Annotated in this window: 12 protein-coding genes; 5 read left to right on the forward strand and 7 right to left on the reverse strand. The window is 66.4% G+C overall.

Annotation, left to right across the window (positions count from 1 at the left end; genetic code table 11):
- Positions 1-24 precede the first annotated feature (24 nt).
- Together RT282_RS08835 and RT282_RS08840 are read left to right on the forward strand one after the other, a co-directional pair.
- Positions 25-1,299 (forward strand): acyl-CoA dehydrogenase family protein, encoded by a 1,275-nt coding sequence (locus RT282_RS08835; RefSeq protein WP_313313282.1) that lies wholly within the window; start codon positions 25-27, stop codon positions 1,297-1,299.
- A 102-nt stretch (positions 1,300-1,401) separates the two neighbouring features.
- Positions 1,402-2,211 carry an IclR family transcriptional regulator gene (locus tag RT282_RS08840; RefSeq protein ID WP_313313284.1) on the forward strand — a complete coding sequence of 270 codons (810 nt, stop codon included), beginning with the start codon at positions 1,402-1,404 and terminating at the stop codon, positions 2,209-2,211.
- A 93-nt stretch (positions 2,212-2,304) separates the two neighbouring features.
- On the opposite strand, the gene RT282_RS08845 is transcribed toward RT282_RS08840, so the two are convergent.
- The 7 genes from RT282_RS08845 to RT282_RS08875 all read right to left on the reverse strand — a co-directional run bounded on the left by RT282_RS08845 (position 2,305) and on the right by RT282_RS08875 (position 11,555).
- Positions 2,305-3,402 carry a serine hydrolase gene (locus RT282_RS08845; RefSeq protein ID WP_313313286.1) on the reverse strand — a complete coding sequence of 366 codons (1,098 nt, stop codon included), beginning with the start codon at positions 3,400-3,402 and terminating at the stop codon, positions 2,305-2,307.
- 120 nt (positions 3,403-3,522) lie between these two features.
- A complete protein-coding gene (locus RT282_RS08850; protein WP_313313288.1) occupies positions 3,523-5,061 on the reverse strand; it encodes a 2-isopropylmalate synthase in 1,539 nt (512 codons plus the stop codon).
- Positions 5,062-5,119: 58 nt separating this feature from the next.
- On the reverse strand, positions 5,120-6,838 hold the full coding sequence (gene leuA, locus RT282_RS08855; RefSeq protein ID WP_313313290.1) for a 2-isopropylmalate synthase: 1,719 nt from the start codon (positions 6,836-6,838) through the stop codon (positions 5,120-5,122).
- A gap of 192 nt (positions 6,839-7,030) precedes the next feature.
- Complete coding sequence (gene pssA / locus RT282_RS08860) at positions 7,031-7,864, reverse strand: CDP-diacylglycerol--serine O-phosphatidyltransferase (protein WP_312305312.1); 834 nt, start codon at positions 7,862-7,864, stop codon at positions 7,031-7,033.
- A 175-nt stretch (positions 7,865-8,039) separates the two neighbouring features.
- Complete coding sequence (ilvC, locus tag RT282_RS08865; protein WP_409456804.1) at positions 8,040-9,107, reverse strand: ketol-acid reductoisomerase; 1,068 nt, start codon at positions 9,105-9,107, stop codon at positions 8,040-8,042.
- 4 nt (positions 9,108-9,111) lie between these two features.
- The gene (gene ilvN, locus RT282_RS08870; protein WP_120969133.1) at positions 9,112-9,603 is read right to left on the reverse strand and encodes an acetolactate synthase small subunit; all 492 of its coding nucleotides are present in this window, start codon (positions 9,601-9,603) and stop codon (positions 9,112-9,114) included.
- A 146-nt stretch (positions 9,604-9,749) separates the two neighbouring features.
- On the reverse strand, positions 9,750-11,555 hold the full coding sequence (locus RT282_RS08875) for an acetolactate synthase 3 catalytic subunit (RefSeq protein ID WP_313313293.1): 1,806 nt from the start codon (positions 11,553-11,555) through the stop codon (positions 9,750-9,752).
- A gap of 308 nt (positions 11,556-11,863) precedes the next feature.
- Between RT282_RS08875 and RT282_RS08880 the strand changes: the two genes are divergently transcribed.
- Genes RT282_RS08880 through RT282_RS08890 form a run of 3 tightly spaced genes read left to right on the forward strand, consistent with a single transcriptional unit; the run spans position 11,864 to position 13,750 of the window.
- On the forward strand, positions 11,864-12,433 hold the full coding sequence (locus RT282_RS08880; RefSeq protein WP_313313295.1) for an RNA polymerase sigma factor: 570 nt from the start codon (positions 11,864-11,866) through the stop codon (positions 12,431-12,433).
- Positions 12,430-12,894 (forward strand): DUF3619 family protein, encoded by a 465-nt coding sequence (locus RT282_RS08885; RefSeq protein ID WP_313313297.1) that lies wholly within the window; start codon positions 12,430-12,432, stop codon positions 12,892-12,894. The genes RT282_RS08880 and RT282_RS08885 overlap by 4 nt, the downstream gene beginning before the upstream one ends.
- 28 nt (positions 12,895-12,922) lie before the next feature.
- Positions 12,923-13,750 (forward strand): DUF3106 domain-containing protein, encoded by an 828-nt coding sequence (locus RT282_RS08890; RefSeq protein WP_313313299.1) that lies wholly within the window; start codon positions 12,923-12,925, stop codon positions 13,748-13,750.
- Positions 13,751-13,769 lie beyond the last annotated feature (19 nt).

Genomic DNA, 13,769 nt, shown 5'->3' on the forward strand with positions numbered 1-13,769 from the left:
CATCCCAACGCAAGAGGAACCACCATGGACTTCGACTACTCGCCCAAGACCCGGGAACTGCAGGCACGCCTGACGCAGTTCATGGACGAGCACATCTACCCTGCCGAGCAGGCCTATGCGCAGGAGATGGCGGCCAACACCGCCGCCGGCAACCGTTGGCAGCCGCTCAAGACCATCGAGAACCTCAAGCCCAAGGCCCAGGCCGCCGGCCTGTGGAACCTGTTCCTGCCGGTGGACACGGCCGAGGCGTCGGGCTACCACGGCGCCGGTCTGACCAACGCGGAATACGCCCCGCTGGCCGAGATCATGGGCCGCGTGCTGTGGTCCAGCGAGGTCTTCAACTGCTCGGCGCCCGACACCGGCAACATGGAGACCATCGCCCGCTATGGGTCAGAGGCCATCAAGGCCGAGTGGCTGAAACCCCTGCTGGAAGGCCGCATCCGCTCGGCCTTCGCCATGACCGAGCCGGACGTCGCCTCCAGCGACGCGACCAACATCGCCACCCGCATCGAGCGCGACGGCGACCACTACGTCATCAACGGCCGCAAGTGGTGGACCAGCGGCGCCAACGACCCGCGCTGCAAGGTCTTCATCACCATGGGCAAGACCGATCCCGAGGCGCCCCGCCACTCGCAGCAGAGCATGGTCGTGGTGCCTGCCGACACTCCGGGCATCACCATCGTGCGCGCGCTCAACGTGTTCGGCTACGACGACGCGCCGCACGGCCACGCCGAAGTCATTTTCGACAACGTGCGCGTGCCGGTGGACCACATCCTGCTGGGCGAAGGCCGCGGCTTCGAGATCGCGCAGGGGCGCCTGGGCCCGGGACGCATCCACCACTGCATGCGCCTGATCGGCCAGGCCGAGCGCGCGCTGGAGCTGATGTGCAAGCGCGCCAGCAGCCGCGTCGCCTTTGGCAAGCCGATCGCCGCGCAGACCGTCACGCAGGAGCGCATCGCCGAGGCGCGCTGCCGCATCGACATGGCGCGCCTGCTCACGCTCAAGGCCGCCTGGATGATGGACACCGTGGGCAACAAGGTCGCCAAGGCCGAGATCGCCATGATCAAGGTGGTCGCGCCGAGCATGGCCTGCCAGGTCATCGACTGGGCCATCCAGGCCCACGGCGGCGGCGGCATCAGCGACGACTTCCCCCTGGCGTATGCCTACGCCAACGCCCGCACCCTGCGCTTTGCCGACGGCCCGGACGAGGTGCACCGCAATGCCATCGCCAAGTGGGAGCTGGGCAAGTGGAGCGAGTACGGCCGCGGCACGCCCGCGGCGGTCACGCGCGGCAGCTGACCCCCTCCGTTTCCGCATCCGCGGAAACCAAGCAAGGGCGCTGCGAGCGCCCTTTCTTTTCATTACGTAAAATCAGGCGCTTTTCGCCAAGACCCAAAGCCAATGAAGAAAAGCCCTGCGGACGTGCCTCCCAAACCCAGTGTCCAGGTGCTGGAGCGCATGTTCCAGCTGATCGACGTGCTGGCCTCGCGCGAGGAGGCCATCTCGCTCAAGGAGATCAGCGAAAAGACCGGCCTGCACCCCTCCACCACGCACCGCATCCTGAACGACCTGACCATCGGCCGCTTCGTGGACCGTCCCGAGGCCGGCAGCTACCGGCTGGGCATGCGCCTGCTGGAGCTGGGCAACCTGGTCAAGGCACGCCTGTCGGTGCGCGACGCCGCCTTGGCGCCCATGCGCCAGCTGCACAAGCTGATCCAACAGCCCGTGAACCTGAGCGTGCGCCAGGGCGATGAGATCGTCTACATCGAGCGCACCTACAGCGAGCGCTCGGGCATGCAGGTGGTGCGCGCCATCGGCGGGCATGCGCCGCTGCACCTGACCTCCACCGGCAAGCTGTTCCTGGCGGCCGACGATCCGCAGCGGGTGCGGGCCTACGCCACGCGCACCGGCCTGCCCGGCCACACGCGCAACAGCATCACCCAGCTGCCGCTGCTCGAGCGCGAGCTGGGCCGGGCGCGCCAGCAGGGCATCGCGCACGACAACGAAGAGCTGGAGCTGGGCGTGCGCTGCATGGCCGCCGGCGTGTTCGACGACCAGGGTCAGCTGGTGGCAGGCCTGTCCATTTCCGCGCCCGCCGACCGTCTGGACGAGGGCTGGCAACCCAAGCTGCAGGCCGCGGCGCAGGACATCTCGCGCGCGCTGGGCTACACGGCCGGCCTGCGCACCGTACTGAACAGGCCCGCACAGTAGATCGACACATCCAGCGACATGAAAAAGCCGCTAGGCCTGCAGGCCGGGCGGCTTCTTTTTTAGGCTCTAGCGGGGAAGCCCGCCGCCGCTCTATCAGGGCCTGCTGAGCAGCGGCTGGGTGCCCGCGGTCAGCACCGACGACGCGGCGTGCGGCATAGCCTCCACCCACGAGCGCACACGCTCGGCGTCGCCCAGGCGGCTGAACTTGCCGGCCGAATCGAGGAACACCATGATCAGCTTGCGCCCGGACACCTGGGCCTGCATCACCAGGCAACGGCCGGCCTCGGAGATATAGCCGGTCTTTTGCAGGCCGATATCCCAGGACGGGCTCTTCACCAGACGGTTGGTGTTGTTGTATTGCAGGACACGATTGCCCACCGCCACCTCGTGGCCGGGCGAGGTGGACAGCTCGCGCACCAGCGCGTCGCCATGGGCTACGTTGACCAGCGTGGCCAGGTCGTGCGCACTGGACTGGTTCTGACTGGACAGGCCGGTAGGCTCCACATAGCGCGTGTCCGTCATGCCCAGCAGGCGGGCCTTGGCGTTCATGCGCTCCACGAAGGCCTCCAGGCCGCCGGGATAGGTGCGGCCCAGGGCGTGGGCAGCGCGGTTCTCGCTGGACATCAGAGCCAGGTGCAGCAGCTCGCCACGCGACAGCGTGGTGCCTACGCGCAGACGCGAGCCACTGTGCTTTTCCGTGTCCACGTCGTCTTGGGTGATGGTGATGGGCTCGTCCATGGGCAGCTTTGCCTCGGAAATCAGCAGCCCGGTCATCAGCTTGGTGAGCGAGGCGATCGGCAATACGGCGCGGTCGTTCTTGCTCAGCAGCACCTCTTTGGTGTCCTGGTCCATGACCAGCGCCACGCTGGACTTGAGGTCCAGCGGGTCGGAGACGTTGTGCAGCCCGGCGATCTGCCCGAACGACAGGCGCGGCGGCTCCACCGCCGCGGCCCGCACCGGAGCGCGGGCGCTGCGCGCGGCCACGCGCGGTGCCGAAGCCGTCCCCTTGCCCTTGCGCGGCGCGCGCGCGGCAGACGGCGCCGTGGCGCGCTTCGCGGACGCGGTCGCCACCGGCTTCTTGGCCTGCTTGCGCTGCGCCGCCTGTGCATTCGGAGCCGCCAGGGCTGCAGTGAGTGCCGCCAGGGCCGCAAATTGAATCACTCGGGAGGCAAGGGTCAGGCGCGCGGGCATTGGGGGTGCTCCAAACGTAAAAAAACGTGTGGCAGTGTACTTAAGCCAAAAAATCCGCGCAAGATCAATGTCTTGCACGGCTTGGCTAAGAAAGGGGATGAGATCCCCCCTGTTTACCTTTTAGCCCTGTGCGGCAACCCGTTCGGCCTTGCTTTGCAGCTTGTTCAGGGCACTCAAATAGGCCTTGGCGGAAGCCACGACGATATCCGGATCGGCGCCCACCCCGTTGACCACGCGGCCGGCGCTTTGCAGGCGCACCGTGACTTCGCCTTGGCTCTCGGTGGAGCCGCTGATGGCGTTGACCGAGTACAGCACCATCTCCGCGCCGCTTTGCACCTGCGACTCGATCGCCTTGAGCGATGCGTCCACCGGCCCGTTGCCCTCGGCGCTGCTGCGCACTTCCTTGCCGCCCCTGGTGAAGACGATCTCGGCATGCGGACGCTCGCCGGTTTCGCTGCGCTGGGCCAGCGAGACGAAGCTGAATTGCTCCTTCTCGGCCGACAGGCTTTCATCATTCACCAGCGCCAGGATGTCCTCGTCGAAGATCTCGCTCTTGCGGTCGGCCAGCTCCTTGAAGCGCGTGAAGGCCGCGTTGATCTCGCCTTCGCTTTCCAGCTCCACGCCCAGCTCCTGCAGGCGCTGCTTGAACGCGTTGCGGCCCGAGAGCTTGCCCAGCACGATCTTGTTGGCGCTCCAGCCCACATCCTCGGCGCGCATGATCTCGTAGGTGTCGCGCGCCTTGAGCACGCCGTCCTGGTGGATCCCGCTGGCGTGCGCGAAGGCATTGGCGCCCACCACGGCCTTGTTGGGCTGCACCACGAAGCCGGTGGTCTGGCTGACCATGCGACTGGCGGCCACGATGTGCTGGGTGTCGATGCCCACCTCCAGGCCGAAGTAGTCGCGGCGCGTCTTCACGGCCATCACCACCTCCTCCAGCGAGCAGTTGCCGGCGCGCTCGCCCAGGCCGTTGATGGTGCACTCCACCTGGCGCGCGCCGCCGATCTTCACGCCGGCCAGCGAGTTGGCCACGGCCATGCCCAGGTCGTTGTGGCAGTGCACGCTCCAGACGGCCTTGTCGCTGTTGGGAATGCGCTCGCGCAGGTTCTTGATGAAATTGCCGTACAGCTCGGGAATGGCATAGCCCACGGTGTCAGGCACGTTGATGGTGGTGGCGCCCTCGGCAATCACGGCCTCGATCACGCGGCACAGGAAGTCCGGGTCGCTGCGGTAGCCGTCCTCGGGGCTGAACTCGATGTCCTGCAGCAGGTTGCGGGCGAAGCGCACGGACTGCTTCGCCTGCTCCAGCACCTGCTCGGGCGTCATGCGCAGCTTCTTTTCCATGTGCAGCGCGCTGGTGGCGATGAAGGTGTGGATGCGCGCACGGTTGGCGTCCTTGAGCGCCTCAGCGGCGCGGGCGATGTCGCGGTCGTTGGCGCGCGAGAGCGAGCAGATGGTCGAATCCTTCACCGCGCGGGCGATGGCCTGCACGCACTCGAAGTCGCCGTTGGAGCTGGCGGCAAAGCCGGCCTCGATCACGTCCACCTTCAGGCGCTCGAGCTGGCGCGCGATGCGCAGCTTCTCGTCGCGTGTCATGGAAGCGCCGGGCGACTGCTCGCCGTCGCGCAAAGTGGTGTCGAAAATGATGAGCTTGTCTGCCATGGTGTTTCTCCGTGCGAATGGTGTAGGGGCTTATTAATAAAAATAGTTGGGCGCTAATTTACGCCACCAGGGCCGGCTCGGCCGGGCGCTGCGCCACAGGCTGCGAACGCTCGGCCCGCAGCAAGCCCGAGGTCACGGCGCGGATGGCGGCGCTGACGATGTCGTGGTCCATGCCCACGCCGAAGACCTGGCGGCTGTCGTCCACGCGCAGCTCCACGTAGGCCGCGGCACGTGCGTCGCCGCCCACCAGGCCGGTGCCGCCGATGGCGTGTTCCTGGTAGTCCAGTACCCGGATGCCGTGCCCCGTGGCCGCGCTAAGGGCGTTGACGAAGGCGTCCACCGGCCCGTTGCCGGTGCCCTGCAGGGCGCGCTCGCGGCCCTGCCACTGGATGGTGCCGCCCAGCTCGGTCTGCGCCGCACCCCGGGTCCCGTCGTGCGCGGCAATGCGCCGCTGGCGCAGGGCGGGCGTGTCGTCCAGCGCGTATTCGCTGCAGAAAATGGCCCACAGGTCGGCGGCGGACAGTTCCTTGCCCTGCACATCCATGGCGCGCTGCACCACCTGACTGAACTCGATCTGCAGGCGGCGCGGCAGCTGCACGCCGTACTCGGTCTCCAGCAGGTAGGCCATGCCGCCCTTGCCCGACTGGCTGTTGACGCGGATCACGGCCTCATAGCTGCGGCCCAGGTCCTTGGGGTCGATGGGCAGGTAGGGAATGGCCCACACGTCGTCCTCGCGGCCGGCGGAGAAGGCCTTCTTGATGGCGTCCTGGTGCGAACCGGAGAACGAGGTGTAGACCAGGTCGCCCGCATACGGGTGGCGCGCCGGCACGGGCAGCTGGTTGCAGTGCTCGACCTCGGCACGGATGGCGTCGATGTCCGAAAAATCCAGCCCGGGCGAGACGCCCTGCACGTACATGTTGAGCGCGACGTTGACGATGTCCAGGTTGCCCGTGCGCTCGCCGTTGCCGAACAGGCAGCCCTCCACCCGGTGCGCACCCGCCATCAGCGCCAGCTCGGCAGCGGCCGTGCCGGTGCCGCGGTCGTTATGCGGGTGCACGGACAGGCAGACCTCGGGACGATCCGCGAAGCGCCGCGCCATCCACTCGATCTGGTCGGCGAAGACGTTGGGCGTGGCTGCCTCCACCGTGGTGGGCAGGTTCAGGATGATGGGCCGACCCGGGCCCCAGGCGGCGATGGCCGTCTCGCAGGCTTCAAGCGACACGTCGAGCTCGGCCAGGCTGAAGGTCTCGGGCGAGTATTGCAGCACCCATTCGGTTTCGGGCCGTGCATCGGTCAGGGCACGTACCTGGCGCACGTGGCGGTCGACCAGCGCCATGACCTCGGGCACCGTCATGCCGAACACCACCTCGCGCCAGACCGGCGCCACGGCGTTGTACACGTGCACGATGGCCCGGCGCGCACCCTGCAGCGATTGCACGGTGCGCTCGATCAGCTCCTCGCGCGCCGGCGTCATGACCTGGATGGTCACGTCCTCGGGGATGCGGCCCTCTTCGATGAGCTGGCGCACGAAGTCCCACTCCACCTGCGAGGCGGCGGGAAAGCCCACCTCGATCTCCTTGAAGCCGATGCGCACCAGCAGCTCGAACATGCGCAGCTTGCGCTGCAGATCCATGGGCTCGATCAGCGCCTGGTTGCCGTCGCGCAGGTCGGTGGACAGCCAGCGCGGCGCACGCTCGATCTGCGCGTCGGGCCAGGTACGGTCCTTGAGCGCCACCGGAGCGAAGGCGCGGTACTTGCTGGCAGGGTTTTTCAACATGGTGCGGGGTTCAGATCAAGGGGTTGGAAGAACCACCAGCAACCTGCATGCATACAAAAACGGCCCGTTGCTGGTGCAAACGGGCCGAAGAAGTAGGGTTGGATACTGACGCGCGCTACTTTGCCTGCCCGTTGGACATCAGTAGTAGGCCTAGCGACAGGAAATGCATGGCGGCCAATGTAGCACACTCCATCAATCGTGCAGCCCGCGCTCGTCGGGCTCGTCGGTCGAGGTGCTGATCACGCTGCTGTGCTGACCGCGCGACTTGCGCCAGGCGTACACCGCGTAGCCTGACAGGCCGTAGAGCACGAACACGCCGAACAGCACGCTGGGCGGGTCGATGTTGATCACGGCGATGCCCAGGGCGATCAGCACCACGGCGGCGAACGGCACGCTTTTCTTCATGCGCACGTCCTTGAAGCTGTAGAAAGGCACGTTGGTCACCATGGTCAGGCCGGCGTACACCGTGAAGGCGAAGGTGATCCAGGTCACGGTGCTCCAGTCCAGCCAGCCGTCCTCGCCCGGGCGCACGCCGGCGTCCGTCATCAGCCAGATGAAGCCGGCCACCAGCGCTGCGGCGGCGGGCGACGGGAGGCCCTGGAAGTAGCGCTTGTCCACCACCCCGGTGTTGACGTTGAAGCGCGCCAGCCGCAGCGCCGCACACGCGCAGTAGACGAACGCGGCGAACCAGCCCCAGCGCCCCAGGCCCTGCAGCGCCCACATATAGGCCACCAGCGCCGGCGCGGCGCCGAACGACACCATGTCCGAGAGCGAATCCATCTGCTCGCCGAAGGCGCTCTGGGTGTTGGTCATGCGCGCCACGCGGCCGTCCAGGCTGTCCAGCACCATGGCGCAGAAGATGCCGGCAGCGGCGAGGTCGAAGCGCCCGTCCACCGCCATGACGATGGCAAAAAAGCCGCCGAACAGCGCCGCCAGCGTGAACAGGTTGGGCAGGATGTAGATGCCCTTGCGGCGCTTGCGCACCAGCACGCCGCGCTCCGAATCGCCGCGATTGCCTTCATGCATCAAATCGACCTCCAACGCCCGCCAGTCAAGCGCGAGCAGCTATTGTTTTAATAGTATCCGCATGTTGCGGAAAAGCCCTGCAGTGTAGCCCCGCCGCAGGACGCAAAAAAGGCCACCGAAGTGGCCTGGGGTGATGCGGCGCCCGCGCAGCGTGTGCGCGGGGAGGCCATGGGCATCAGTTGCGGGTTTGGTCCACCAGCTTGTTCTTGGCGATCCAGGGCATCATGGCGCGCAGCTTGCCACCGACCTGCTCGATGCTGTGGTCGGCCAGGTTGCGGCGGCGGGCCGTCATCGACGGATAGTTCAGGCGGCCTTCCTGGATGAACATCTTGGCGTACTCGCCGTCCTGGATGCGCTTGAGCGCATTGCGCATGGCCTTGCGCGACTCTTCGTTGATGACCTCGGGGCCCGTCACGTACTCGCCGTACTCCGCGTTGTTGGAGATCGAGTAGTTCATGTTGGCAATGCCGCCTTCGTAGATCAGGTCCACGATGAGCTTGAGCTCGTGCAGGCACTCGAAGTAGGCCATCTCGGGGGCGTAGCCGGCTTCCACCAGCGTCTCGTAGCCCATCTTGATCAGCTCGACGGCGCCGCCGCACAGCACGGCTTGCTCGCCGAACAGGTCGGTCTCGGTCTCTTCCTTGAAGCTGGTCTCGATGATCCCGGCCTTGCCGCCACCGTTGGCCATCGCGTAGGACAGGGCCAGGTCACGCGCCTTGCCCGACTTGTCCTGGTGCACGGCCACCAGGTGCGGCACGCCGCCGCCCTGGGTGTAGGTGTTGCGCACAGTGTGGCCGGGGGCCTTGGGAGCAACCATCCACACGTCCAGGTCGGCGCGCGGCACGACCTGGTTGTAGTGCACGTTGAAGCCGTGCGCGAAGGCCAGCGAAGCGCCCTGCTTGATGTTCGGCTCGACGTTGTTCTTGTAGACGTCGCCGATCTGCTCGTCGGGCAGCAGGATCATGACTACGTCGGCTTCCTTGACCGCCTCGTTCACTTCCTTGACCGTCAGGCCGGCCTTGCCCACCTTGTCCCAGCTGGCTCCGCCCTTGCGCAGGCCGACCACGACCTTCACGCCGCTGTCGTTGAGGTTTTGCGCGTGGGCGTGGCCCTGCGAGCCGTAGCCGATGATGGCCACGGTCTTGCCCTTGATCAGGGAGAGGTCACAGTCCTTGTCGTAGAAAACTTTCATGTCTGAATTGCTCCGGTTGAAATTCTGTAGAGGTCGGGGGAAAGCGGGAATTGTCCTACACGCGCAGGATGCGCTCGCCGCGGCCGATGCCGCTGGCACCCGTGCGCACGGTTTCCAGGATGGCGGTGCGGTCGATGGCCTGCAGGAAGGCGTCGTTCTTGGACTGGTCGCCCGTCAGCTCGACGGTGTAGCTCTTTTCGGTCACGTCGATGATGCGGCCGCGGAAGATGTCGGCCATGCGCTTCATCTCCTCGCGCTCCTTGCCCACGGCGCGCACCTTGACCATCATCAGTTCGCGCTCGGTGTAGGAGCCCTCGGTCAGGTCCACCACCTTGACCACCTCGATGAGGCGGTTCAGGTGCTTGGTGATCTGCTCGATGACGTCGTCCGAACCGGTGGTCTGGATGGTCATGCGCGACAGCGACGGGTCCTCGGTGGGCGCCACGGTCAGCGACTCGATGTTGTAGCCCCGCGCCGAGAACAGGCCCACGACGCGCGACAGCGCGCCGGGCTCGTTCTCGAGCAGGACGGCGATGATGTGTTTCATGAAGACGGATTCCTCTTTTCGCTGCCCTCCCCTGACGCCGGTAAGCGCCAGGCTTGGCAGGCAATAGATTCGCCAATGGAAGAATTTGCTATCGTAAAGATAGCTACCAGCGCTTGATGGACAAGCGCTACAGGCCGATTTGGTGCTTAAAGGTCTTCCGACCCCAGCAGCATCTCGGTGATGCCCTTGCCCGCCTGCACCATCGGGAACACGTTCTCGGTGGGGTCGGTGCGGAAATCCATGAAGACCGTGCGGTCCTTGAGCTTGCGCGCCTCGCGCAGCGCCGGCTCCACGTCCTGCGGGCGCTCGATCAGCATGCCCACGTGGCCGTAGGCTTCGGCCAGCTTCACGAAATTGGGTAGCGCGTCCATGTAGCTGTGGCTGTAGCGGCCGGAGTACTCGATCTCCTGCCACTGGCGCACCATGCCCAGGTAGCGGTTGTTCAGCGACACCACCTTGATCGGCGTGTTGTACTGCAGGCAGGTGGACAGTTCCTGGATGTTCATCTGCACCGAACCTTCGCCGGTGATGCAGAACACTTCGGAATCAGGCTTGGCCAGCTTGATGCCCATGGCGTAGGGAATGCCCACGCCCATGGTGCCCAGGCCGCCGGAGTTGATCCAGCGGCGCGGCTCGTCGAAGCGGTAGTACTGCGCGGCCCACATCTGGTGCTGGCCCACGTCGGAGGTGACGTAGGTGTCCACATCCTTGGTCATGTTCCACAGCGTCTCGACCACGTGCTGCGGCTTGATGACCTCGGTGTTGCTGCGGTCGTATTTCAGGCAGTCGCGGCTGCGCCAGGCCTCGATCTGGTCCCACCAGGCAGCCAGGGCGCCGGCGTCGGGGCGCGTGGCGGTCTCGCGGATCATGGAGATCAGCTCGGTCAGCACTTCCTTCACGTCGCCGACGATGGGAATGTCCACCTTCACCCGCTTGGAGATCGACGAAGGGTCGATGTCCACGTGGATGATCTTGCGGTCGTTCTGCGCGAAATGTTTGGGATTGCCGATCACCCGGTCGTCGAAGCGCGCGCCCACGGCCAGCAGCACGTCGCAGTTCTGCATGGCGTTGTTGGCCTCGATGGTGCCGTGCATGCCCAGCATGCCCAGGAACTTGCGGTCGGATGCGGGGTAGGCGCCCAAGCCCATCAGCGTGTGCGTGACGGGGTAGCCCAGCATGTCCACCAGCGTGCGCAGCTCGGCGCAGGCATTGCCCAGCAAGATGCCGCCGCCCGTGTAGATATAGGGGCGCTTGGCCGTCAGCAGCAGCTGCAATGCCTTGCGGATCTGACCGGCGTGGCCCTTCTTGACCGGGTTGTACGAGCGCATCTCCACGCTGGCCGGGTAGCCGTGGTAAGGCGTCTTCTTGAAGGACACGTCTTTCGGGATGTCCACCACCACCGGTCCGGGGCGGCCGGTGCGCGCGACGTGGAAGGCCTTCTTCAGCGTCATGGCCAGCTCGCGCACGTCCTTGACCAAGAAGTTGTGCTTGACGATGGGCCGCGTGATGCCCACGGTGTCGCATTCCTGGAAGGCGTCCAGCCCGATGGCGGGTGTAGGCACCTGGCCGGAGATGATGACCATGGGAATGGAATCCATGTATGCCGTGGCGATGCCGGTCACGGCATTGGTCAGGCCCGGGCCGGAGGTGACCAGCGCCACGCCCACGTCGCCCGTGGCGCGCGCATAGCCGTCTGCCGCGTGCACGGCGGCCTGCTCGTGGCGTACCAGCACGTGCTGGATGGTGTCCTGTTTGTACAGCGCGTCGTAGATGTAGAGCACCGCACCGCCAGGGTAACCCCACATGTATTCCACGCCCTCGGCCTGCAGGGCCTTGACGAGGATTTCCGCGCCCATCAGATCCTGGGTAGCGCCGGAAGCGGGAGAGGCGGGGAATGCATTGCCGCCGGAAGCAGCGGCTGCCGATGCGAGTTCGGCCTTGGAGATTTCCATGATCAACCTTTGCGATTTTCTCTAACGAAAAACCTTGGGTGCCCCTCGGTCGCGCCCTTGTGAGGCTGCCTTGAGACTTGAGGCCTCGGCCATGAGCGCGTTAGTGCTGCGCCGGACCGGGACCCGTTTGCTTTGTCGGATTGCGCGATTATTGCACTGCAATATAGTTCCGTGAGGAGTGAGCGGCATTTTTTTTGTGGCGCCGATGCGATAATCGGCCGATTTCCGCCCCCTGGCGCGGCCGGCTTTTTTCCAAAACGCCGGGCTGGCGCTTTTCGCTGCCCGCCCCTTCTCCGGGGTCCTCTTCTTTGGCTACCGAGCAAGAGCTATCCGACTTCCTCAAGAGCGTGGACAAACGTGCCTTCAAGCGCACGATGTACCACGTGCGCAACGAGGAGTCGGCGCTGGACATCGTCCAGGACAGCATGCTCAAGCTGGCCGAGCACTACGGCGACAAGCCCGTGGGCGAATTGCCCATGCTGTTCCAGCGCATCCTGACCAACAGCACCCTGGACTGGTTTCGCCGCCAGAAAACGCGCAATGCCGTATTCACCAACCTGGGCGACTTCGAGGGCCCCAACGAGGACGGCGGGGATTTCGACCTCCTGGAAGTGCACGCCGGCGCGCCGGAAGGCGAAGCTGTCCAGAGCGCAGAGGACGTCGTGCGCCGCGCCCAGGTGCTGCAGCGCATCGAGGCCGAGATACAGGCATTGCCCGCGCGTCAACGCGAGGCTTTTTTGATGCGTTACTGGGAAGAGATGGACGTTGCCGAGACTGCGGCAGCCATGGGCTGCTCCGAAGGCAGCGTCAAGACCCATTGTTTTCGCGCCGTACAGACCCTCAGCCGCGCCCTGAAGGCCAAAGGAATCGTGCTATGAACCGCCCTCCCGAACCTACCCCTGACGCTTCCCTGGCAATGGACGCCTTCGCCCGCCGCATCGCAGCGCGCCTGACCGAAGCCAGTAGCGACCTGCCCTACGACGTCGCCGAGCGCCTGCGCGCGGCGCGCATGCAGGCGCTGGAGCGGCGCAAGCGCCCGGCAGCCGTCCACGCCACGCACTCTGTCGCGCAGGATTCCATCGTGCACCTGGGCGGCGGCGCGGCGGCGCTGGGCGGCGGAGGTGGCGAGGGCGGCACCTGGTGGCGCGCGCTGGTCTCGGCCGTGCCGCTGACCGCCCTGCTAGCTGGGTTGGTATTCATCAATATTTCGCAGGACGAGACGCTGGCCACCGAGATGGCCGAGGTCGACACCGCCCTGCTGGCCGACGACCTGCCCCCCTCGGCCTACGCCGACCCGGGCTTCGTCCAGTACCTGCGGGCTTCCGGGCAAAATCCTTGATCTTGCCCGCGCCGCCAGCCCGCACTGAATGACAGCTTCCCCACCGCAACGCTCCCCCCGCCTGGTGCCAGCCCTCGTGCTGGCATCGTTGCTGCTGGCCGGCCTTGCGGTGACGGGGTGGCGCGCAGTCGGCTGGCTACGCACGGCGCCCAGCACGCCGGTGCCCGTGCAGGCGCTCGACAGCAGGCACAAAGCTCCAGGCGAGACACGCATCGTCGTCCAGCCCGAAGTCGGCCCACCCTGGAGCACCTTGACCACGGCGCAAAAAGAGGCCCTCTACCCGCTGGCCAGTCGCTGGAGCCTGATGAGCGAGGCGCAAAAGCTGCACTGGCTCAAGCTGGCTGCGGGGTTCCATGCCCTGGCCCCGCAAGAGCAGGAAAAGATGCTGGCCCGGCTGACCGACTGGGCCAACCTCAGCGCCCAGCAGCGCAGCCAGGCCCGGCTGAACTACGCCGCCACAACCGCCCTCGCCCCCGGCAGCAAGCGCGCCAAGTGGGAGGCCTACCAAGCCCTGAGCGAGGAAGAGAAGCAGCGCCTGGCTGCCAAGGCAGTGCGGCGACCGACCGGCGCCGCCACCGCCGTGCGGCCCTCGCCCAAGAAACTGGTGCGCGTGCCCGCCGCCATCAGCGCTCCTGCGGCCGTGGCCAACCCGCCCAAGATCCCCCGCCCCACCGAGCTGCACGTGCCCCAGGCCCTGCCGGTGCCGCCGCCGGTTGTGGTAGAAACCATGCCCGTCGAAACGCCCTCGGCCCAGCCGCAGGCGCTGCCCCCCATCCCCCTGGCCGACGAGGCGGCCTCTGCGCCCCAGGAGGAGCCGCTGAGCGGCAACATGGAGCCCCTCCACCCGCCGCAGTAACCTTCACGCAGGCAGCCGG

The organism is Pulveribacter sp. (genome assembly GCF_032079985.1).
In the GTDB taxonomy this organism is placed as follows: domain Bacteria; phylum Pseudomonadota; class Gammaproteobacteria; order Burkholderiales; family Burkholderiaceae_C; genus Melaminivora.